The following is a 19,702-nucleotide window of genomic DNA, read 5'->3' as shown; positions in this document are numbered from 1 at the left end:
ACTGCCCGCATACCTGCTTGTCTCGCGCCCATGAAAAAGCGGAGGCCGAAGCCTCCGCGTGGATCAGGGAGCCGATGCCGTCGCTACAGCAGGCCGGATTCCGCGAACGAGTACGGCGTGCCCTGGCCGACGATGAGGTGATCCAGCACCCTCACGTCGATCAGCGACAACGCGGCCCTCAGCGTTTGGGTCAACGCACGGTCCGCGCTCGACGGCTCCGTGCAGCCCGAAGGGTGTTGGTGAGAAAAAATGACCGCTGCCGCATTCAGTTCCAAGGCACGCTGCACGATCGGACGCGCATGCACCGAGGTCGAATGGATCGTGCCTCTGAACATCGGCTCGTAGGCCAGCACCTCGTGCATGCTGTTGAGGAACACGATGGCGAAGACTTCATTGGGCTCGGCGGCCAGTTTCAGGCGCAGGTAGTCCTTGACGGCGGCAGGCCTCTCCAGGGATGGCCCCTTCTTGAAGACCCGCTGCTCCAGCAGCGCGATGGCTTGCCGGATGATCCAGTCATCGGATTGGGACATGGGGGCAAAACGTGGCTCCACGCAGGAGTCGTTGGCGACGAGAGACATGGCGGACCTCCAGAAAGTGAGCGGAGGGCGCCACCCTGGGAGGGCAAGCCCTCCTGGGGATGGAAACAGCGGAACAAGGTGCATCCATCACCGCGCGGCGGTGATTGTTCGCGGCCAGGATGCGAAAGCGAACGGGTAGCGGTCAGCGCGGCGAGCCGCGCCGTAGCCTTCAAGACCGAGGGCTACCTGGGCATGTCGCCGACAACGTCGGCAGGCATTTCGGATGTGGGGGTGGCGGGCGAACCCGGCGCGTCGCTGGCCATTTCCCCGGCCGCCAGCAGGTCCATGGCCGAGAGCAAGGCATCGCCCTCGATCGGCCCCTGCAACAGGATGGCCTGGCCCGTCTGGCGATCGAGCAGTCGCAGCGACGGCGTGGCGGTCACGCCGCTCTTGGTGGCTTCCGCGGCCTGCGCGCGGATGGCCACGTTGGGGCGCTCGCTAGCCATGCACTGTTCGATGGCTGACGTTGTTTCGGGGTAACGCAAGCCATCGGGCAAGCCCTGGCCGTCGCTGCGCGTGTGGGCATAGACCCATTCGACCGCCTGCCAGAACGCCGCATGCCCGCCCGCTTCGGCGGCGCACTCGGCCAGACGTGCCTCGGCCGACGCGGCAGGCTCGTGCGCGGCCAGCGGCTGGTGATGCCATTGCAGCGCCACGTCGGTGTTGTTGCCGACCCAGCGCTTGAGCTGCGGGAAATACTCCCGGCAGAACGGGCATTCCAGGTCGGCATAGAGCGTCAGCGTGAAACGGCCTTCCGGGTTGCCCATCTGCCAGGGTGGCCCAGCGACCTGCGCCGTGCTGACCGGCGCGCGCGACGGCGCTGAGGATTCGCCGGGCGTCCGGGACACCAGCCAGATCAGCAGCAGCGCGACCAGCGCAGCAGCCAATACCCAGGGCCAGCGAGGCCGCCAGCGGCGACGGCGGAACGCCTGGACCTGCATCGGAATGGAAGGACGTTTCTGTTCCATGGCGTTCTCCGGTTTACGACAGTTCCAGGGCCGGCGACTCGATGCCGCGGGCCTGGTCGATCTTCTCGGCCACCTTGAAAGCCGCTTCCAGTTCGGTGCAGCCGTACTGCTGCATGAGCTGGTAGCGTTCGGCCTTCTCCTCGGGTTCTGTCTGCGCGAGGGCGAGGTACAGGGACGGCGGCACGGCGCGGAACAGCACTTCCATGCTCTTGGAGAGGATGACGCCTTCGGTGAATTTCCCCGCTTCCTTGCGCGCCGAAAGCATCAGCGCCTTCTGCGCGGGCGAGAGTTCGCGGAACCGCGCGATCTTCTCAACTTCATCGGGCGGCATGCTGAGACAGATCCACCACTCGATCATGTTGAGCATGGGCTCCGCGGCGCGCGGCAGGTCGTCGATGTTCTGCGTCGCGAGCCAGAACCAGGCCCCCAATTTCCTCCACATCTTTGTAATTTTCACGACGTAGGGCGCGAGCAGCGGGTTCTTCGTGATGATGTGGCCTTCGTCGGTGACGTTGATGATCGGGCGTCCCAGGTATTGGTCGCGCTCGGCGATGTTGTTCACCGTGCTGATCAGGCTGATGTAAGCGATGGAGAGCTGCGCGTTGTAGCCCTCGCGGGCGTATGTCGCGAGGTCAACCAAGGTGATGTCGGCTTCGGGCCACGGCGTGCCGTCGCGGTCGAACATTTCGCCGTCCGTGCCTTGACAGAACATGTCCATCGCATCCGCCATCTCCAGCAGCCGCACGCGGCGCATTTCGGGCAGCGTCGGGTCCTGGCCGCGGGCGCGCAACGCGTTGCGCACGTCGCGCGTAAGCACCGTGCGTTTGTCGGCCACGCAGTGCTCGGCGGCGTCGAGGATGCACTGACGGATCAGCGAGCGGTCAGCCCGCGTCATCCGGGCTTCCTCCTTGTCCTCTCCGCCCGTGATCATCAGCCGCGCCGTGATCTCCAGTTCGCCGAGCACGTCGCGCTGCTCGTCCGCCTCCATGGCCGAGGCATCTGGTGGCGGGTCTTCATCCAGCGCGTCGGCGTCGAGCGTCTGCACGTCGCTGGGCGTCTCGATCAGCCGACGCGCGTCTGCGAATGGCGCGAGGCTGATGCCCGAACCTGGGGCCAGCTTGACCCGGTTTACCGTCAGCCCGAGCATGCGTGCGAAGTCGCTGAACAGGCCGAAGCTGTTGCCAGCCTCCACGATGAACAGCCGCGGTCGGTAGATGGCCGTGACCTGATTCAAGAGGTTGTTGAGCGTGGCGCTCTTGCCGGAGCCGGTGGGGCCGAACAGGAACAGATGGGCGTTCATCTGCCGATCCAGGCGGCTGAGCGGGTCGAAGGTGATCGGCCCGCCACCGCGGTTGAACATCGTGATGCCCGGGTGCCCCGTACCTTGAGCGCGGCCCCACACCGGCGACAGGTTCGCCGCGTGCTGAGCGAACATCAGTTGGGTGTACCACTTGCGCCGATCCTGGCCGGGGTTGTAGCAGCATGGCAGCCACCGCAAGTAGCTGTTGAGCGGCGCCACCTCGTCGTCCTCGCGCACCGGCTGCAAGCCAGCATTGAGCATCACGTTCGCCAGGTCCAGGCCGCGCCGGTCCAGTTCCGCTTCGTCGCGTCCGCGCAGGTAGAATGCCAGCGTCCCCCGGTAGAGCTTGTGTGCGCTGCCGATGAGGGAGCGGGCTTCCTGCACGTCCTTCAACGTCTGCTCCGACGCCAGCGTCTCGCCCACGGCCTTCTTCGCCAGGTGGTTGAGATCCGCTTCCAGGACATCCTGCGGCGTGGCGACCATCGTGAGACACAGCAAGGTGTCTTCCGGCATCTGGTCGAACAGCGTGTTGATGGCATCCCCTTTGCGGGTCTCGCCGGTCAGGTGTCCGGTGCCGGGCGGCATGCGCAGCCGGTCGGTGATCAGCACGCGGTGCGGCATGCCGTCGAAATACCAGGTGCCGTGCTCCACGTCGGAGCGTGGCTGGCCGAAGAACAGCCGCTGGCTGAAATCCCGCCCGCTCGCCAGCTCGATTTCGCCGGCCTCGCTTTCTTCGGTGCTGTCGGGGTAGCGCGCCAGCGCGTAGAAGCGCTCCCGGTCCTCTGCACTCGGTCCAAGCATCGCCGGGCGCGGATTGAACCACCGCAGCAGCCAGTCGTGGACGTCGGCTGCGACCATGCGCCGTGCCTGGATGCCGGCGTTCGCCAGGCCGCCGCACAGGCGGTCGCAGACGATGTTCAGCATCTGCTCGGGCGTCTGGCCGCGGCGGCTTGCCTGCCCAGTTGCACGGCGATAGATCACCATGCGCACCCGCCGCGTCTGGCCGCGCCAGCGCAGCCGCGTGACCACCGTGTCCTCGAACAGGCCGCCGGGCTTGGCCACAGCGCGCAGGTGGTGGCCGAAGAAGCGCAAGTAGAACTCGGTGAACGCCGAGCCGCGCGCACGTGGCTGCACGTAATCGCGCAAGGTCTGCATGTACTGGTCGAAGCTCGGTTCGTCCTGGGCATAGAGCTGGAGCACCCACGGGTTCTCGTCCAGTTCATCGAAACTGTCCTGAAGCGCGTTTTCCAGGGCGTCGCGGGCATGCGCGAGCCAGCCGGGTTCCCGGCCTTCGGTGCCCAGCGGCACCAGTTCGTAGAACGCCGCCACCGATTGGCCATCCTCCAGGAGCATCGATTTCGACCCGGGCAAGAACTCCACCCAGGGCAGCAGTTCCACGAAGGACGGCGCAACGTCGTACAGCGCCTGCTCGTCGGCCACGGTCGCTGGCTTGCGGCCGTGGACTGCCGAACCGGGTTCGGGGATGCCGGCCTGGCGCAAGGCCTCGACGTGGCGCTGCCAGCTGTCCGGCTGCTCATCGCTAGCCGGGCTACTGGAGCCGGCGCCGGCCAGCTTCGGCCATGGGAGTTTCCACCGCATCAGTAGTCCTCCACGCGCTCGCCCGGCATCGCGTACTGGATGCGCTGGTAGAGCGGGAAGACGGTCGTGTAGCCGGGCACCGGCACGGGATCGGTGCCGGCCAGATGCGGGTACACGTACATCACGAGATCGGGATTGGGCAGGCGCTGGAACTGGCGGTGGACCTCATTGCGCGCGGTGCGCGTGTAGCGCATCTGCTCGACAGGTGCGGCCTGCACGTCGGCGTCGGTCAGGGGCCGACGCAGGCTCTGGCGCGCATCGAGCAGCTGGCGGCCGGCGTTCCGTCCGGCTGCGCCACCGCCGTCGCCGGCCTCCTGCTGCCAGATGTCCATCATCGTGCGGTCACCGTGGGTCAGCAGCTTTTCCTTGCTGGTGGCGCAGCCGCCGAGCACCGCGACGGCGAGGGCCAGCACCAGGCCCTTAATCGAGTTCGAGAGCATGGCTTTCTCCTGCGCGGTGATCGACCTTGCGGCCTTCGGGATCGAAGTCGATGGCGAGCGGTTTTTCGAGGTGGACGGCGACCTTGGCGCCGGGCTGCACATAGACGGCGGCGAACGCCTGGCCGTAGAGCTTGTTGACCCAGGCCGACATGTCCCGGACACCGCCCGCGAGAATCTGGCCGACCGCTTCCTGGCCGGTGATGCCCACGGTGCCGATGGAGCCGTCCGAGCCGACATAGGACATGCGGCCGCTGTCGCTCTCGATGAGCGAGGCCACGCCGGCACCGGCCGCGGTGATCAGGGCCTGCGAGCCGAGGTACTGCTGGGCGTTGCTGCGCCGCTCGCCGCTGACGCAGGGGATGCCGTGCGGGTCGCTGATCCAGCCCAAGCCGTCGCGTTGCTGGTTGTTCTGCTGGTTGCCCTCGCGGTCTTCGGGGATCGTGCGGATCGTGCCGTCGTTGAAGACGAACGTGATGCTGCGCACCTGGCCGCGCACGCACGAAAGCGTCCAGTCGCCCGATGCGGTGCCGCTGAACACGGCGCCGGCCACGTCGGGAATGTCGATGCCATTGGCGGTCAGGTTGTCCGGCCCGACCAGGACTTTGAACGGATAGGGATCGTTGACCGTGCCGTCGATCGGCACGCGGCCGATCAGCGCGGTCATGGCGACCGAACCCATGAGCGTGGAGTTGGTCGGCACGGTATAGACCGGCTTGGCACTCTTGACCCCAGAGGCGCGGGCGCCCGCGTTGGCCACGGTTTCCGCGGTGGTTTCGAGCGTGCTCTGCGCCGGGCCGAAGCTCGTGGGGAAGCTCATTCCGCCGCTCGCGCCACGACCGCCGTTGCGCCCCTCGGCGGGCTTTGCGTCGTCCGGCTCGACCCACCGCACGCCGCCCTCCATGCCGGCCTCGTCGCCGCCCTGCAGCCCCAGGCCCACGGGCAGGTCCGCATGGCCGCCGCCGCGCCCGCCGATGCTGTCCAGGCGCCGCTGCAGGTCGGCGAGCAGCCCTTCGGTCTGCTGGCGCGCGCTGGCCGCCTGCTCCTGGTCGCGGCGCAGGTTGGACCGCTCGGATTCGAGCGCCGAGTTGATGCGCTGGTCGATGGAGTTCTCGCGCTGGCGCAGTCGCTGGTTCTCTTCACGCTGCGACTTGTTGTCCGAGAGCGCGGTCTGAAGCTCGGTGCGCAACTGCTTCACTTGGGCAACGAGCGTCGCCACGGTGTCGCGCGGGGTGTCGCCTTCGATGCCCAGCGCCTTCATTTCCTCGGGCGTGAGCTGGGCGCCGTTGTCCGCCGCGGGTGGCGCCGTGCTGCCTCCACCCGAGAACAGCCGGATACCGACGAACAGCACCAGGATGGCGACAGGGATCATCAGCCACTTGAGCAGGCCGTTACTGCGCATGGCGGGCCTCCTTGGCGTTCTCGTCGCCGTCCGGCTGCGGCAGATGCACGGCAGGGTCGAAGCGGTGAATCGCCGGCAGCAGCGACTGCGCGAGGCCGCGGCCGCCCGTGACCAGGTAGAGGACGGTCGTGTCCTCGGGCGTGCCGCGCGGGCCCAGCGCCTCGTGCTGGAAGGTGGCGGTGAGGAAATCGCCTTGCAGCACGCGCGGGTCGAGCGCGACCCAGTCGGCGCCGGTGTTGGTAAGGCGCACGGCAGTCACCCATTGGTCTTCCAGGCGCCACGACGCGAGCGCGACCGCGCGCACCGGCAGCGTTGGCATCAGTGTGTCCAGGTCGAGGTCGCGGGGCAGGTTGACCCGCATGACGCCCGGAAGCGGCTCGACGGTGCGCAGCGGTGCGTAGAGGTTCTGCGCGGCGAAGCGCGTCAGCACGACAGGGACCGGAGTTTCGCGCCGCGCGGTCCGCGCACCTGCCTGGCCCTGGGCGCGTGCCGGGGCCTCGGCACTGTCGGCCTGCTCGCCATAGCGTCCCGGTGCGCTGTCACCCTCGACGATGCGCACCGGCTCCAGCTCGGCTTCCCCGTCCTTGGGCGGTTCGGCTGCGATGTCCAGCAGGATCAGCGCGCCCGTGTCGGCGTCCTGCAGTTGCAACCGCGTGGGCTCGATCGGCTCGCTGGCGCGCAGGTACACCGCGCCACCCGCACTCTGCACGCGCAGGCGTTCGCCCACGCCCGCGGGCACGCCCACGCGCACGTTCCGGTCGATGAACACGATGCGTTCCTGACCGACCTTCAGCGGCACTGCCAGTGGCATGCGTTCCCAACGCAGGATCTCCACCGCCTGGGCGACGGGTGCCGCGGCCACGGCCAGTAGCCCCAGCAGCGCGAGTACAGGATGCTTCATGGGGTGTTTCCTCCTTGAGGCGCTTGCGGAGACAGGCCACTCGACGCCGGGCGCGCCGGCTCCGGTGCACTGATGCGCTGGGGCGCGCCTTCGTAGCAGTCCAGCGCCAGGCCGAACGGGTTGCGGGCGGGATCGACGTCCACCCGCGTGACCTTGATCGGATAACGCACCAGGGCGCGCTTGACCTGCTCGGCGCCGTAGTACTCGTCCGCCGTGATGTCCAGCGTCACCACCCAGTCGCGATCGGACACGGTGCGCACGCGCGCCGTGGGGTCGTCGCCATAGCCGCGGCCGGGAATCTCGTAGATGCCGCGCACGCGCTGGCGTAGCTCGCCGGTGGAGCGGCGGTAGTCGTAGTCCGCGCGAAGGAAGGCCTGGCAGGACGGGGTGAGGTACGGCGAGAGCGTGTGGAGGTTGCGCGAGTAGTCTTCTTCGCCATTGGTCGGCCAGCGGTTCAGCGTCTGGAACACGTAGAACGTGAACGCATAGACCGATTCGGGCGGCACTTCCCACCACTTGCGGGTACTGCCAGAGCGCAGGTCGGGCGGGACGTGGATGGTCAGGTCGCGCGGCGCGCTCCACCAGCCGCCGCCCATGACCAGGGCGACAATGACCAGCGCGCCCGCGCCCAGGCGCAAGGTCTTGATGTGCGCCTGCAGGTGGGTGATCTCGTTCTTGAAGCGGCTCATCGTGCCCCCCTTGCAACGGACCTTCGGGTGGACCAGAAGCCGGAGCGCGAGATCAGCACGTGGCCGCCTACCCATCCCGCCATCAGTGGATGGCGCGTGGCGATGCGCCATTGCAGTTGCCGGTACAGCCAGGTGTCGGGGCGCCCGCGCTTGAGCCGGCGCAGGATGCCGCCGCCGATGAAGACGCCCAGGGCCACGCCCAGGACGACGAACGTCGGCGCGATGGCGATCGTGCGGAACACCCAGGACAGCGGCGCGCCGACCAGCAGGCCGGCGGCGCCGGACAGGCCGCAGCAGATCCACAGTTCGTCGGCGGTGAGGCCGCGCACGACAACAGGGTGGCGGTTGAGCCGATGCGGAAGGAACGTGACCGTCCCGTCCGCACGGACGTGCTGCTGCTCGGACATACCGGCCTCGCCTTACAGGATGCCGGTGGCTTCGGTGAGCAGCCAGATGCCGATCACGAGCAGCACGGCACCGATCGCGACGGTGAGGCCAAACTGGCCCCAGGTCTTGCGGCCGGTGTGGATTTCCGCGTAGGTGCCGTAGGCGTGGTAGCAGACGCCGATGAACATCGACGCCACGACCAGGAGGGCTACGAGCATGATGATGTCGTAGCCGTAGTTCCTGATCGTTTCCATGATGCCGTTGCCGGTGCCGCGGGTCGGGTTCTCCAACTGCGGCAGGCCTTGCGCGAACGACAGCGCGGGCAGCGCGGCGGCGCCCAGGGCCATGGCGGCGCGCTGGGCGAGACGGGAAGTGAGGATGCGGTTGTGCATGGTCGGGCCTTTCAGGTCAGGACAGAAGGAAGAAACTCAGGACGAGGTACATCGCGACGAAGCGGATGCAGACGCCGAGGAACTGGCGCTGGTTGAGGCGGCTCTCGGACCACCCCACGTAGGCCGTTCGGATGGCCCAGACGCCCCACACGAGCAGGACCGCGAACACGACGCCGACCAGGACGGTCGCCATTGCGGAAGGCGCGATGCCGCTGTTGGCTTGAAATGCCGAGACCTGGGCGCCGTTCATTGCTTGCCCCCCGCAGTCGTCGCCGGCAGCGGCTCGGCCGCCCGCTCGGTGCGGTAGTCGCCGGCCAGTTCGGAGGGGTCGCGCGGCTGAGCGCGCGATGGCGTCAGGTGAAACTGGATGCCGGCGCGAACGCGCGCCAGGTCAGCCAGCAGCCGCGGGTAGTCGAAGTGGTAGCGCTCGCCCGGCTGGATGGGGGCATGCGCGGCGCTGTCCGCGACGGTGCGCTCCAGCGCGTCGAGCTGGCGCAGTGCGGCGACCAGCTCCTGGCGCTGTGCCGGAGACTCGGCCAAGGCCATCTGGGACTGACCCAGCAGGAGGGCCGTCACGAGAAAAGTGGGCACGCCGCGATGCGCGGCGCGCAGCCAGATCGAAGCCACCATCGCGCCATTCCTGTGTGATCAGCAATGGGGTGATCGTGGAGATCAGGGCTGTTTTAGGCCGCAAACAATAGGAACTGGCGGACGACCGGATTGGGCATACCGCGAGCGAACCTACAAAAGCCCGGGTGGAGTTTCGATTATTGCGTTTTTCGAGTGTTTCGAATATGATCGGCTCTGCAACCGTTTTCGCTTAGGAGCTACCCATGACCACCGCCACTGCCCAATCCAAGATGACCCTTCCCGCCGCGGGAGAGGTTAAGGCAGCCGTCCAGGGTCAACGTGCCTTGGCGGCTTACCTCGCAACCCAGTTCGAGACGCAGCACATCCAGATCTTTGATGACCACAAACAGGCTCATCAGGTGGAACTGCCTACCTCGGCTTTACGCCTGCTGGTCGACATCCTGGCCGAGTTGGCCGATGGCAATGCAGTAAAGGTGGTGCCCGTCCATGCAGAGCTGACGACCCAAGAGGCGGCGGACTTGCTCAACGTGTCCCGTCCCCATTTCGTCAAGCTGCTAGAAGATGGGGTGTTGGCATTTCATCGCACCGGCAAGCACCGCAGGGTGAGGTTCGCCGATCTGATGCAGTACAAGGAAGCGCGCGAGCGCGCCAGTGAGCAGGCGATGGCCGAACTCGCTCAGCAGTCGCAAGAGTTGGGAATGGGATACGAATGAGGCATTCCCCATTCACCGCCGTCTACGACGCGTGCGTTCTATATCCCGCGCCACTGCGGGATTTCCTGATGTGGCTCGGCCTGTCTGGCCGCTTCCGGGCGCGGTGGAGCCAAGCCATTCATGAGGAGTGGAAACGCAATCTGTTGATCAACCGCCCCGATCTCACCCGGGTTCAGGTCGACAGGACGTCGGATCTCATGGACAGGGCCATTCCGGACGGCTTGGTGGAGGGCTACGAAGCGCTCGTGGCAGGCCTGACATTACCCGATCCGAACGATCGGCACGTCCTGGCTGCGGCGATTCGCTGCGGTGCGAGCGTGATTGTGACGTTCAACGAACGTGATTTCCCGAACGATCTGCTGGCTCCGTACGGCATCGAATCGCAGCACCCCGATGAGTTTGTGGACAACCTGCTGGATCTGGATGCGGCCGCCGTAGTGTCGGCTGCGCAGCGCCAGCGTGCCCAACTCAAGCATCCGCCGATCGATGTGGACCGCTATCTCGAAATCCTGCTGCGCCAAGGCCTTGTGCAAACGACCAAGGTGCTGGCGACCTATCGCACCATTCTCTGACCCGCCGAGAGCCACGGATGACCAAGAATCCTTCATCAGACGCCACTTTGCCGAAAGGCATCCATCGAAGCTGGAAGCTGCCGGATAAGTCGCTGGGTGACTTGTGGGATTCGATCGTGATGGACGAAGCCATCAAAAAACAGTTGCTGTCACAAGCGATCGTCAACTTCACGGTGCGCCCCAAGGTGGAGCGCACGGTACTCCCCCTGCACGGCGTGATCTTGTTGGTCGGCCCGCCGGGGACTGGGAAGACCTCCTTGGCACGGGGCTTGGCGCATCGTGTGGCCGAATCTTTTTCTTCTGCGAAGTTTCGATTGCTGGAAGTGGAGCCTCACACGCTGACGAGCTCTGCAATGGGAAAGACTCAACGCGCCGTGGCAGACCTGTTCTCGCAATCGATCGCAGAATCCGCAGCGGCGGGCCCGACGATCGTCCTTCTGGACGAGGTCGAAACGCTTGCGGCTGATCGAGCGAAGCTCAGCCTGGAAGCCAACCCGGTTGATGTGCACCGGGCCACCGACGCGGTGTTGGTGCAGTTGGACATGTTGGCCGAACGCAACCCGCATCTGCTGTTCGTGGCCACCAGCAACTTCCCACAGGCCGTCGACAGTGCCTTCCTATCTCGTTGCGACATGGTGATGGAGGTGCCACTGCCCGGCAAGGATGCCTGCAAGCAGATCCTAGTGGACTGCCTGAATGGCCTGGCAAAGACATTTCCGGGGATTGGCAAGCTTTCCTCGGCTCACCAGTTCGACGCGTGCGCTGGCGAGTGCGTCGGATTGGATGGTCGGGCCATTCGCAAGGTCGTAGCCAACGCCCTCGCGGCCGACCCGCAAGTGGCTATCGATCCGAACAAGCTTTCCGTAGAGCACTTGCGCAGTGCGATACGACAGGCAAAGCAAATGCGCCTTCAAGGAGGGAAGCAAAAATGACCACCGTTGTCAGCCGGACGTTTCGCAGCTCGCCGCACCGCGATGCGTTGCAGACATGGGATGCCATTGTCGAACTGCTCACTCAGGGCAAGGACGGCACGGCTCGCTCTGAACTCAGGGCCGTGACGGGCGTGGCCGCCAGCTTGATCGCCGACCAGGCACCCAAGAGCGCGCCCATCGTTGCGACATGCGATGGACCACGGACCAGGATCTACTGCCTCTTCGACGAAGACGCGATCTATGGTGATGATGCCAACGAAGAAGTCTTGGGGTTCGAGCCGTTGAAGGGAGACTGGGGAGTCTCGCTGCCGTGTCCGAAGGAGCAGCTCGGCTGGGTGCAAAGCGCGCTCAAAAAGCACAGTTCTCGCATCATTGCACGGGACTTGAGCCAAGGAATTGCCACGCAGGCGCAGGCCGATGCTGGGCAAGCGCTGTCGCTCGACCTCGGAGGTTTCCTCAAGTCATGAGCACCGTCGCCACCTACTCGTACACGCACTCGGTTACCTATGTGACCGACAACATCCTCAAGAGCTTGAAAGACATCATCCTGCTCAGTGGGCTGGACCCTGAGCACTTTGCGGATCGCTGGGAGAGCAATACCCGAGCCATCAAGACGTGGCTCGGGACCGGTGATCTGCGCAAGGTGATTCTGGAGATCTACAACCCGGCAACCGACAAGCTCGTGACCCGATGGGATATCGACATCGTGTATGGGTGGTCCGATGGCGACGGCAGCTTCTGGACAGATACCGAGCAGTTGAAGTACGCGATCAAGAAAGCTGGGCTGCTGCCATCGCAGGCCAAGTACAAGTTAATGCTCGATACAAAGCCAGGGCGACCTGATGTGGAGGGATGGAGCAAAGGAAGTTATCGCTCGACGGATGGAATGGTCAAGCAGAGCCTAGGCTCGACTGTCGAACACAGCGGCCTGGCGGGTCAGGCCGGATATTGGAGGCAACGCTGATGCTGTCGATCGATGAAGCTTTTCGCAAGTTCAAGTCGCGTCTGGAACTCAACGAACGCGAACAGAAGAATGCCTCGCAACGCCAGAACGAAGTGCGGGACTACCTGCAGACCAAGTTCGGCATTGCGCGCAGCTTCCTGACCGGTTCCTATGCTCGATACACGAAGACGAAGCCGCTCAAGGATATCGACATCTTCTTCGTGCTGAAGGACTCGGAGAAGCATTACCACGGCAAGGCCGCATCGGTAGTGCTGGATGATTTCCACTCTGCATTGGTGGAGAAATACGGTTCGGCGGCCGTGCGCAAACAGGCGCGCTCGATCAACGTGGATTTCGGTGTTCACATCGACGCGGAGGACAACACGGACTACCGGGTGGTCAGCGTGGATGCGGTGCCCGCATTCGATACCGGCGACCAGTATGAGATCCCCGATACGGCGTCCGGAAAGTGGATCAAGACGGACCCGGAGATCCATAAGGACAAGGCGACCGCAGCGCACCAAGCCTATGGCAATGAGTGGAAAGGTCTCGTGCGCATGGTGAAGTACTGGAACAACAATCCCAAGCACGGCGATCTGAAGCCGGTGAAGCCCTCGTTCCTGATCGAGGTAATGGCCCTTGAGTGTCTTTACGGCGGCTGGGGAGGATCGTTCGATCGCGAGATCCAGTCGTTCTTTGCCACGCTTGCCGATCGAGTTCATGACGAGTGGCCGGATCCCGCCGGACTTGGCCCGGCGATCAGCAACGATATGGATGCCGCGCGCAAGCAGCGCGCGCAGCAGCTGCTGTTCCAGGCGAGCCAAGACGCAAGCATCGCCATCGACCACGCGCGTCGTGGTCGCAATATCGAAGCGCTTCGCGCCTGGCGCGCACTGTTTGGCCCCAAGTTCCCACTGTCCTGATTCCATCGGCTTCCATACACGTCCCATCGAGGTACAGCATGTCCCAGTGGTCGCTTTCCCAGCTCCTGTCGTCCCTGCATGAGGACATCCAGCAGCGCTTGTCCGTAGTACGCAAGACCTTCGGTCACCCGGGTACGAAGGGGGATGCGAGCGAGAACGTCTGGATCGACATGCTGGATACCTATCTGCCCAAACGGTACCAGGCGGCCAAGGCGCATGTGGTGGACAGCCTGGGGAACTTCAGCCAGCAGATCGATGTGGTGGTGTTTGATCGGCAATATTCGCCTTTTATCTTCACCTACGAGAACGAGACGATCATTCCAGCCGAAAGCGTGTACGCCGTTTTCGAGGCCAAGCAGACGGCTGACGCGGGGCTTGTGGCCTATGCCCAGGAGAAGGTCGCCAGTGTGCGCAGGCTGCACCGCACGAGCCTGCCGATCCCGCACGCTGGCGGGACCTACCCAGCGAAGCCGTTGATTCCGATTCTGGGTGGCTTGCTCACCTTCGAGAGCGAATGGAGTCCTGCATTGGGTCCATCCATGGACAAGGCGCTGAACGCAAACCTCACCGAGGGGCGTCTGGACATCGGATGCGTTGCCGCCCACGGGCACTTTTTCTATGACCAAGCCAGCGGCGCGTACAGCTACACCAACGAAAACAAGCCGGCGACCGCGTTTCTTTTCAAGCTGATCGCGCAGCTTCAGTTCAGTGGAACGGTCCCCATGATCGATGTGGAGGCTTACGGTCAGTGGTTGACCAAGTGAGGGGGCGCTGTGGCAAGCATACGTTCGGAGTACCACCGGTTCCTGGCGCACTTGGCGCAGCGGCACGTGCACGACGACGTGCGCCGGCTGGCGCACCTGGTGCTCGATCACCTGCAGCCACTGGCCGAGGTCGGTGCTGCACGCCGGGGGCGCTCCACGCGCTTGGCGCCGCTGGCCATCGCGCATCTGGCGCAGATGCCTGTCGCCTACGACGGGGACGCGCGCGGCCCCGAAAACGGGCCGGCGCTCGGGCGACTGCACCAGCTCGAAGTCGGGCCGTTTCGAGGATTCATGCGGCAGGAGACGTTCGACCTCAGCCATGACATCACCTTGGTCTACGGTGCCAACGGCACCGGCAAGAGCAGCTTCTGCGAAGCCTTGGAAGTGGCGATGCTCGGTTCGATCAGCGAAGCGCAGGCCAAGCGGGTCGACCAGCGGACGTACTGCAACAACGCTCGCCTGCGCCGCCACGTCGCGCCAGTCCTGTCGTCTACGGCGGCGGGCGAAGCGCAGGCCGTCCAGCCCGACGAAGCTGAGTATCGCTTCTGCTTCATCGAGAAGAACCGCCTCGACGATTTCGCCCGAATCGCCGCGCGGACCCCGAGCGATCAGCGCCAGCTCATCGCCACCCTGTTCGGCGTGGACCAGTTCAGCGAGTTCGTGCGCGGCTTCAACCCCTCGCTCGATCAGGACCTGATGCTTGCCGGCGTGCAGGCGGCGCAGCTGGCGCAGCGTCGCCTGCGGTTGGCGAACTCCGAACAGACCATCGCCGCCTACCCGCAGAAGATCGCAGCGGTCGAGGGCCTGGAACAAGCTTTGGCGCAGCGCATGTCACCTGGCGCGACCTATCAAGCCTGCGTGGACTGGCTGCTGGGTACGCCGCAGCAGCAAGGACGGCTACCGTATGTCCAGGCTCAGCTGGACGCCAACCCGCCTGCCATTCACGAGGTGACCCAGGCCCGCCTGCAAGCGTTGCTGGCAGAGGCCTACCGCGTCCAGGGACTGTGGCAAGCGTCTTCCGCGCAACTCGCGGCCCGCGCGGGCGAGGTGTCGTACGCGAAGCTCTACGAGGCCGTGCAAGCGTTGGCGGACGGGGCGACCGCGTGTCCGGCATGTGGAACCGGACTGGCCGCTGTGGCACAGGACCCGTTCGCCAGGGCGCGAATGGGCCTGGAGCAGCTCGCGCAACTGGCCGTCCTGCAGCAGCAAGAGGCCGGGCATCGGACGCAGTTGAGCGAGGCGGTCCGAGCGCTGTGGGACGAAATGCGCCGCGTGGTGGCGGCGGCTGGGGTCGCTTGTCCTGCCGAATCGCAGGCCGCGGGCCTGCCACTGCTGCCTCCCACGTCGGCGGGCAATTGGCTCGGCGGCTGGGTGAATGGGGACCAGCGCGCCTGGCAAGCCCTCTTACGGATCGCACAGATCATCGAAGGCTTCGACGCGCAGGCGCGCGACGTGCATGCCCAGCGCGGCGCGATGGCCCAGGAGCGGGACCGCCTGCAACAGCATCAGCTGGAGATCGAACGGCTGCGGACCATGCGCACGACTGCGGATCAGGAGCTGGCGGCCGCCCGCCAAACCGTGGCCCAATTCGACGACGCGAACCGCGGCCTGATCCAGGCGGCCACGGACGAAATGCCGGTGGTGGTGCACCATCAGCGGGTCAAGGCCGCCTACGACGGCTTCCTACCCGAGATTCAGGCATACCTGACCGCTCTGCCGGGGGTTCTGCTACAGGGGCTGGGAGACCAAGCCCGCCATCTCTACAACGCATTCAACCGGGCCGATCCGCCCGGCGATCTGCTGCACGCGCTGTGGTTGCCCGTGGCCGAGAACGGCAAGATCGAGGTGGAGTTCGCCGGCGAGCCGGGCGTGCGCTACGACGCGTTGATCGTCTTCAGCGAAGGGCACATCAAATGCTTGGGTCTGGCGATTCTGCTTGCCAAGAACCTCGCGCAGGGCTGCCCCGTGGTCATCTTCGATGACGTCGTCAATGCGATAGACGACGACCATCGCGATGGCATCTGGCGTACCTTCTTCGAGGACGGTTTGCTCCACGGCAAGCAGGTTATCCTCACCTCGCACGCAGAGGAGTTCCTGCACCGCATCCAGCAGGAGTTGGGCGTGCGCCGCGCCGCGGCCATCAAGCGCTACAAGTTTCTCCCGCATCAGGGAGAGCACGAACTGCGGGTCGACAGCGACCCGCCAGCGAAGAACTATGTTCTTCTGGCCCAGCAGGCGTTGGCGGCTGACGAGAAACGCGAGGCACTGCGCCAGGCCCGGCCGGCGCTGGAGAGTCTGACGGACCGCCTGTGGACGTGGCTGGGTCGGCGGGCGGACGGCCGGATCGACATCAAGCTGAGCGGGCCCCGCGCGCCTTGGGAGCTGAACAATAAATGCACCAAGTTGCGGTCGGCCGTCGAGCGTATCGCGGCGCAACATGCGGGTGCGCCGGATGCCGTAGGGGCGTTGGTCAGGCTGCTCAATGTCAGCGGTACGAGTATTGAATGGGGTTACCTCAATAGCGGTGTGCACGACGCTCAGCGCGATCATGAGTTCGATCGGGCGACGGTAAGAACGGTCGTCGAGGCGGTTACGGCGTTGGATGCTGCTCTTGATACCCTGCAGAACCGATGAACGGCACACGGCTTTGCAGAGCAGTGCCGCCCGTGTCACCTCATAAGTACTTCTTGAAGCTGCCTGCGGTCAGGCTGACTGCCATCCCCAGCAACGCCGCGCTGGGCAGCAGGATGACCAGAGGATGCACCGCTATGGGCAGTGCGAGATAGGTGACCCAAGGCAGCACGGCCAACGGCATCAGGCTGGCCTTCGCGCGGTGGTAGATGAAGCCGGATTCGCGGCCCGCGCCGAACCGGCGCACATCCCGTCGCACCAGGCCGTCGATCAGGCCGACGAATGCTGCAGTGAGGATCAGCGGCAGCGTGAGTACCAGGACCAGCAGGCGCACCAGGAAGGTGAGCGTCGTGAAGGCCGCAGCGATCAGGTAGCTTTCGGCCCAGACATAGACTTGGCTGATGTAGTAGCGGAAGTTGCGGCTCTGCCCGTGGCTGGCCGCGCGGGCGCGCTCGGCGGTCTGGCTCATGCGCTCCAGCAACCCCGAGCGCACGAACACCCACTCGTACCCGGTATCCACCAGCTCGTGCGCCGTGCGCCCGGGCTCCTGCACCACCACGCTGCGCGTGAAGTGGTTGGACAGGTGCCCGAGTTCGTACTGCAGCATCTGCTGGGAGTGGCGCCAGCCCTGGTCCTTCCAGAACAGGTGCATGCCGACGCACTCCACCACGATCGAGAACAGCAGCGAGCCGATGAGCACCCCGAGCAGCCGGAACGGCAAGGTGATGGTGCCGACGATCAGCCCCTGGCGCTGGTTCTGCTCCCGCTGCGCGGTCGAGGCGGCATCCTTCATGGTGCGGCCTCGCCGGTGCTGTCGTCGGCGCCGGTGGCCACCGCGTCAGGCTCGGCTGGAGCGGCGTCATCCAGCAGGTCGTCGGGCAAGGCTGCATGCGGCAAGGCTGCGGAACTGGTGAACTCCCACCACTGCGTGGCCTCGCTGTAGCTCTGGCGCATATACCCGGCCAGTTGCTGCAAGTCCGTCGGCATCACTTCATCGGGGTCTGGCGCCGGAAGCGGCATGCGCACCTTCCAAAGCTGGCCGCCCTGCAGCAGCGCGAAGCATTGGCCCTTGGGCAGACCGACGACGTGTGACGGCTCGATCATCGGCACGCTGGCCATGCTGATGCGGTCCTGGGTGTTCGACGTGAAGTCCGTCGCGCCGCGGATGTCTGAGCTGTCCGTCGCGCCCGAGACGATGGTGGTCGTATAGACCTCGACCTTCGGCAACTGCCTCGTCAGCAGTTCCGCGGTGGCCGTCTCGCGCACGCGCAACATGAATAAATTGTTGAAATTCCCGATCACTTGGCCGGCCTTCGCGCGGTTGCCGATGCGGGCCTCGATGTCCGAAAGCGTTTGCGTGTAGGCGGTGACTTGCAGGCCCGCGCCACCGCCCTTGTTGATGAGCGGAATGAACTCGTCACCCATCAATTCATTGAACTCGTCCGCATGCACGTTGATCGGCACGCGCGCACCAGCCGATGCGCCCGGCAGGCCATCGTCGATTCCGTGCTTGTAGATGTGCCCAGCCACCGAGACGAGATCGCTGAACATCGAGTTGCCGACCGCTGCGGCGACCTCCGCATCGGACAGCGCGTCCAAGCCGACATAGACGACGGCGCGCTTCCTGATCACCTGCATCCAGTCGAAGATCGGGCGCGGGTCGGCCAGGTCGGAGTAGTTCGGCGCCAGGAGCTGGGCGATCTTGCCGCTCGTGAGCTTTTCCAGCAGCGGCAGCAGCGATGCAACGATCTTGTCGAAGTAGGTCTTGTCGTAGCGCACCGCCGAGCGCAGGCCATCGAGCACAGGGTCGTAGTTGCGCGCCTGGGAGAGGTATTGCTCCAGCGCCACCACACGCTTCTCGCGCCCGATCATGTTCCTTGGGATGTTCTTCTCGTTGAGCTTGGCCTCGATCTGGACGATCACCTCCCAGGCCTTGGGCTCCGTCTTGGCAAAGTAGTGCTGGGCGTACTCAATGAACAGCGCGTCGATGTTGATGACGTGGCGCTGGATCAGCATGTAGTCCGGGCGCTGCCCCAGTTCCACCAGGGCGCGGGCGATGATGTTCACGAAGCGCCATGCGAACTCGCGGAACGCCGCGCTGTTGCCTTCGCCGGAGAGCTGCCCCGCGATGCGTGTCGCCACTTCCGAGATCCGACCGAAGCGGCCCACGGCGTTGTAGCGGGCGCTGATTTCCGGCCAGCCCAAGTGGAAGATGTAGAACTCGCCTTCGCGGCCAGCGCGCTGGGCTTCGACGTACATCCGTTTCAAGAGATCGGCATCCCCCTTGGGGTCGATGACGATGACGACCTCATGCTCGCCGGCAGCATTCCTGCGACGGATGTCCTGCGTGACGAACAACTCGGCCAGGCGCGTCTTGCCCACCCGCGTGGTGCCCAGCACCAGCGAGTGCCCGACGCGCTCGCCCAGCGGCAGGCTGACGTCCACTTCGTCGGGCTCGATGCCGTGCAGCCTTGGCAGGCCGCCGACAGGCGGCAACGGGCGCACGGGGTTGAAAGGCGCGTCCCAGCCGGTGAGCTTCGGCAGGCGCGAGAGCGGCAATGGCGCGAACTCCAGCCGTTCCTCCAGGCGCCTGGTCAGCCGGTAGGCCGGCGTCGGCTCGACGTAGCGGCGGAACTCGGGCCGGTACGTCTGCATCAGCCGATGCGTGTGCTTCTGCTCCCAGAGAAAGCCGCGCCCCACGAATAGGCGCTGCTGGCTGACCGGCACGTCCTTGCTGGTCATCACGTAACGCGGCAGACGGCGGATGTTGCGCCGGTAGCGCAGGATGATGCGGGCATCGCGGTAGCGGATCGCGCCGTAGGCGCCGAACGCCAAGGCGCTGCCGATGCCCATGGCCGGGCTCAGCGCGAGCGACCATGGGGCCACCAGGCACAGAAACGCGGCGCCTGCACACGCCGCGACGGTGTATAGCTCCACCGCTGGGCGTAGCAGAACCTCGACCGGCTGTTTGCCCGACATG

General features: G+C 65.4%; 21 protein-coding genes. 8 read left to right on the top strand and 13 right to left on the bottom strand.

Features of this window, described 5'->3' with window-relative positions; translation table 11 throughout:
- Positions 1-83 precede the first annotated feature (83 nt).
- The 11 genes from ACOKS3_RS21240 to ACOKS3_RS21190 all read right to left on the bottom strand — a co-directional run bounded on the left by ACOKS3_RS21240 (position 84) and on the right by ACOKS3_RS21190 (position 9,283).
- Positions 84-578 carry a JAB domain-containing protein gene (locus ACOKS3_RS21240; protein WP_003821118.1) on the bottom strand — a complete coding sequence of 165 codons (495 nt, stop codon included), beginning with the start codon at positions 576-578 and terminating at the stop codon, positions 84-86.
- 182 nt (positions 579-760) lie between these two features.
- Entirely contained in the window at positions 761-1,546 is a 786-nt protein-coding gene (locus tag ACOKS3_RS21235) for a DsbA family protein (protein WP_012614069.1), read from the bottom strand.
- A 13-nt stretch (positions 1,547-1,559) separates the two neighbouring features.
- A complete protein-coding gene (locus tag ACOKS3_RS21230) occupies positions 1,560-4,445 on the bottom strand; it encodes a conjugative transfer ATPase (protein ID WP_012614070.1) in 2,886 nt (961 codons plus the stop codon).
- Positions 4,445-4,885 (bottom strand): TIGR03751 family conjugal transfer lipoprotein, encoded by a 441-nt coding sequence (locus ACOKS3_RS21225; RefSeq protein WP_003149753.1) that lies wholly within the window; start codon positions 4,883-4,885, stop codon positions 4,445-4,447. The genes ACOKS3_RS21230 and ACOKS3_RS21225 overlap by 1 nt, the downstream gene beginning before the upstream one ends.
- On the bottom strand, positions 4,866-6,284 hold the full coding sequence (locus tag ACOKS3_RS21220; protein WP_004350605.1) for a TIGR03752 family integrating conjugative element protein: 1,419 nt from the start codon (positions 6,282-6,284) through the stop codon (positions 4,866-4,868). The genes ACOKS3_RS21225 and ACOKS3_RS21220 overlap by 20 nt, the downstream gene beginning before the upstream one ends.
- Entirely contained in the window at positions 6,274-7,185 is a 912-nt protein-coding gene (locus tag ACOKS3_RS21215) for a TIGR03749 family integrating conjugative element protein (RefSeq protein WP_004350604.1), read from the bottom strand. Before ACOKS3_RS21215 ends, ACOKS3_RS21220 begins: the two co-directional genes overlap by 11 nt.
- Positions 7,182-7,874 carry a PFL_4703 family integrating conjugative element protein gene (locus tag ACOKS3_RS21210; RefSeq protein ID WP_012614071.1) on the bottom strand — a complete coding sequence of 231 codons (693 nt, stop codon included), beginning with the start codon at positions 7,872-7,874 and terminating at the stop codon, positions 7,182-7,184. Before ACOKS3_RS21210 ends, ACOKS3_RS21215 begins: the two co-directional genes overlap by 4 nt.
- Positions 7,871-8,281, bottom strand: a complete 411-nt coding sequence (locus ACOKS3_RS21205) for a TIGR03750 family conjugal transfer protein (RefSeq protein WP_003821108.1) — start codon at positions 8,279-8,281, stop codon at positions 7,871-7,873. The genes ACOKS3_RS21210 and ACOKS3_RS21205 overlap by 4 nt, the downstream gene beginning before the upstream one ends.
- A 12-nt stretch (positions 8,282-8,293) precedes the next feature.
- The gene (locus ACOKS3_RS21200; protein WP_003153634.1) at positions 8,294-8,653 is read right to left on the bottom strand and encodes a TIGR03745 family integrating conjugative element membrane protein; all 360 of its coding nucleotides are present in this window, start codon (positions 8,651-8,653) and stop codon (positions 8,294-8,296) included.
- Between the two features lie 16 nt (positions 8,654-8,669).
- Positions 8,670-8,903, bottom strand: a complete 234-nt coding sequence (locus ACOKS3_RS21195) for a TIGR03758 family integrating conjugative element protein (RefSeq protein WP_003050225.1) — start codon at positions 8,901-8,903, stop codon at positions 8,670-8,672.
- Positions 8,900-9,283, bottom strand: a complete 384-nt coding sequence (locus ACOKS3_RS21190; protein ID WP_003090167.1) for an integrative conjugative element protein, RAQPRD family — start codon at positions 9,281-9,283, stop codon at positions 8,900-8,902. The genes ACOKS3_RS21195 and ACOKS3_RS21190 overlap by 4 nt, the downstream gene beginning before the upstream one ends.
- Positions 9,284-9,486: 203 nt before the next feature.
- Between ACOKS3_RS21190 and ACOKS3_RS21185 the strand changes: the two genes are divergently transcribed.
- The 8 genes from ACOKS3_RS21185 to ACOKS3_RS21150 are packed head-to-tail and all read left to right on the top strand — an operon-like array spanning position 9,487 to position 16,725.
- Positions 9,487-9,957, top strand: a complete 471-nt coding sequence (locus ACOKS3_RS21185) for a helix-turn-helix domain-containing protein (RefSeq protein ID WP_003050245.1) — start codon at positions 9,487-9,489, stop codon at positions 9,955-9,957.
- On the top strand, positions 9,954-10,529 hold the full coding sequence (locus tag ACOKS3_RS21180) for a PIN domain-containing protein (RefSeq protein WP_003153636.1): 576 nt from the start codon (positions 9,954-9,956) through the stop codon (positions 10,527-10,529). Before ACOKS3_RS21185 ends, ACOKS3_RS21180 begins: the two co-directional genes overlap by 4 nt.
- 17 nt (positions 10,530-10,546) lie before the next feature.
- The gene (gene cap6, locus ACOKS3_RS21175; RefSeq protein ID WP_003050256.1) at positions 10,547-11,461 is read left to right on the top strand and encodes a CBASS system CD-NTase-associated protein Cap6; all 915 of its coding nucleotides are present in this window, start codon (positions 10,547-10,549) and stop codon (positions 11,459-11,461) included.
- Positions 11,458-11,928: a type III CBASS phage resistance system CD-NTase-associated protein Cap8 gene (gene cap8 / locus ACOKS3_RS21170; protein ID WP_003153638.1), complete on the top strand. Its 471-nt coding sequence runs from the start codon at positions 11,458-11,460 to the stop codon at positions 11,926-11,928. Before cap6 ends, cap8 begins: the two co-directional genes overlap by 4 nt.
- A complete protein-coding gene (cap7, locus tag ACOKS3_RS21165) occupies positions 11,925-12,425 on the top strand; it encodes a type III CBASS phage resistance system CD-NTase-associated protein Cap7 (protein ID WP_003090159.1) in 501 nt (166 codons plus the stop codon). The genes cap8 and cap7 overlap by 4 nt, the downstream gene beginning before the upstream one ends.
- Positions 12,425-13,327: a CBASS oligonucleotide cyclase gene (locus ACOKS3_RS21160; RefSeq protein ID WP_003153640.1), complete on the top strand. Its 903-nt coding sequence runs from the start codon at positions 12,425-12,427 to the stop codon at positions 13,325-13,327. Before cap7 ends, ACOKS3_RS21160 begins: the two co-directional genes overlap by 1 nt.
- A gap of 38 nt (positions 13,328-13,365) precedes the next feature.
- A complete protein-coding gene (gene nucC, locus ACOKS3_RS21155) occupies positions 13,366-14,091 on the top strand; it encodes a CBASS effector endonuclease NucC (protein ID WP_003050273.1) in 726 nt (241 codons plus the stop codon).
- A gap of 9 nt (positions 14,092-14,100) precedes the next feature.
- Positions 14,101-16,725: an AAA family ATPase gene (locus ACOKS3_RS21150; RefSeq protein WP_003153642.1), complete on the top strand. Its 2,625-nt coding sequence runs from the start codon at positions 14,101-14,103 to the stop codon at positions 16,723-16,725.
- A 40-nt stretch (positions 16,726-16,765) separates the two neighbouring features.
- Here the strand turns inward: ACOKS3_RS21150 and ACOKS3_RS21145 are convergent, their stop codons facing one another.
- Positions 16,766-17,515, bottom strand: a complete 750-nt coding sequence (locus ACOKS3_RS21145) for a TIGR03747 family integrating conjugative element membrane protein (RefSeq protein WP_003153644.1) — start codon at positions 17,513-17,515, stop codon at positions 16,766-16,768.
- Positions 17,512-19,701: a type IV conjugative transfer system coupling protein TraD gene (gene traD / locus ACOKS3_RS21140; protein WP_004350569.1), complete on the bottom strand. Its 2,190-nt coding sequence runs from the start codon at positions 19,699-19,701 to the stop codon at positions 17,512-17,514. Before traD ends, ACOKS3_RS21145 begins: the two co-directional genes overlap by 4 nt.
- Position 19,702: the final 1 nt, after the last annotated feature.

This window comes from Pseudomonas sp. HS6-2 (assembly GCF_049325675.2).
Taxonomy (GTDB): Bacteria; Pseudomonadota; Gammaproteobacteria; order Pseudomonadales; family Pseudomonadaceae; genus Aquipseudomonas; species Aquipseudomonas putida_N.
Note: the sequence above shows the minus strand (reverse complement) of the source record. Positions and strands in the feature narration are given on the sequence as shown.

Excerpts from the sequence above, each read along its gene's own strand:
- cap8 (WP_003153638.1), top strand. The coding sequence starts at position 11,458 with ATGACCACCGTTGTCAGCCGGACGTTTCGCAGCTCGCCGCACCGCGAT.
- ACOKS3_RS21195 (WP_003050225.1), bottom strand. The coding sequence starts at position 8,903 with ATGAACGGCGCCCAGGTCTCGGCATTTCAAGCCAACAGCGGCATCGCG.
- ACOKS3_RS21180 (WP_003153636.1), top strand. The coding sequence starts at position 9,954 with ATGAGGCATTCCCCATTCACCGCCGTCTACGACGCGTGCGTTCTATAT.
- ACOKS3_RS21190 (WP_003090167.1), bottom strand. The coding sequence starts at position 9,283 with ATGGTGGCTTCGATCTGGCTGCGCGCCGCGCATCGCGGCGTGCCCACT.
- ACOKS3_RS21160 (WP_003153640.1), top strand. The coding sequence starts at position 12,425 with ATGCTGTCGATCGATGAAGCTTTTCGCAAGTTCAAGTCGCGTCTGGAA.
- ACOKS3_RS21185 (WP_003050245.1), top strand. The coding sequence starts at position 9,487 with ATGACCACCGCCACTGCCCAATCCAAGATGACCCTTCCCGCCGCGGGA.
- cap6 (WP_003050256.1), top strand. The coding sequence starts at position 10,547 with ATGACCAAGAATCCTTCATCAGACGCCACTTTGCCGAAAGGCATCCAT.
- ACOKS3_RS21200 (WP_003153634.1), bottom strand. The coding sequence starts at position 8,653 with ATGCACAACCGCATCCTCACTTCCCGTCTCGCCCAGCGCGCCGCCATG.
- ACOKS3_RS21225 (WP_003149753.1), bottom strand. The coding sequence starts at position 4,885 with ATGCTCTCGAACTCGATTAAGGGCCTGGTGCTGGCCCTCGCCGTCGCG.
- ACOKS3_RS21215 (WP_004350604.1), bottom strand. The coding sequence starts at position 7,185 with ATGAAGCATCCTGTACTCGCGCTGCTGGGGCTACTGGCCGTGGCCGCG.
- ACOKS3_RS21220 (WP_004350605.1), bottom strand. The coding sequence starts at position 6,284 with ATGCGCAGTAACGGCCTGCTCAAGTGGCTGATGATCCCTGTCGCCATC.
- nucC (WP_003050273.1), top strand. The coding sequence starts at position 13,366 with ATGTCCCAGTGGTCGCTTTCCCAGCTCCTGTCGTCCCTGCATGAGGAC.
- ACOKS3_RS21205 (WP_003821108.1), bottom strand. The coding sequence starts at position 8,281 with ATGTCCGAGCAGCAGCACGTCCGTGCGGACGGGACGGTCACGTTCCTT.
- cap7 (WP_003090159.1), top strand. The coding sequence starts at position 11,925 with ATGAGCACCGTCGCCACCTACTCGTACACGCACTCGGTTACCTATGTG.
- traD (WP_004350569.1), bottom strand. The coding sequence starts at position 19,701 with ATGTCGGGCAAACAGCCGGTCGAGGTTCTGCTACGCCCAGCGGTGGAG.
- ACOKS3_RS21230 (WP_012614070.1), bottom strand. The coding sequence starts at position 4,445 with ATGCGGTGGAAACTCCCATGGCCGAAGCTGGCCGGCGCCGGCTCCAGT.
- ACOKS3_RS21235 (WP_012614069.1), bottom strand. The coding sequence starts at position 1,546 with ATGGAACAGAAACGTCCTTCCATTCCGATGCAGGTCCAGGCGTTCCGC.
- ACOKS3_RS21145 (WP_003153644.1), bottom strand. The coding sequence starts at position 17,515 with ATGAAGGATGCCGCCTCGACCGCGCAGCGGGAGCAGAACCAGCGCCAG.
- ACOKS3_RS21210 (WP_012614071.1), bottom strand. The coding sequence starts at position 7,874 with ATGAGCCGCTTCAAGAACGAGATCACCCACCTGCAGGCGCACATCAAG.
- ACOKS3_RS21240 (WP_003821118.1), bottom strand. The coding sequence starts at position 578 with ATGTCTCTCGTCGCCAACGACTCCTGCGTGGAGCCACGTTTTGCCCCC.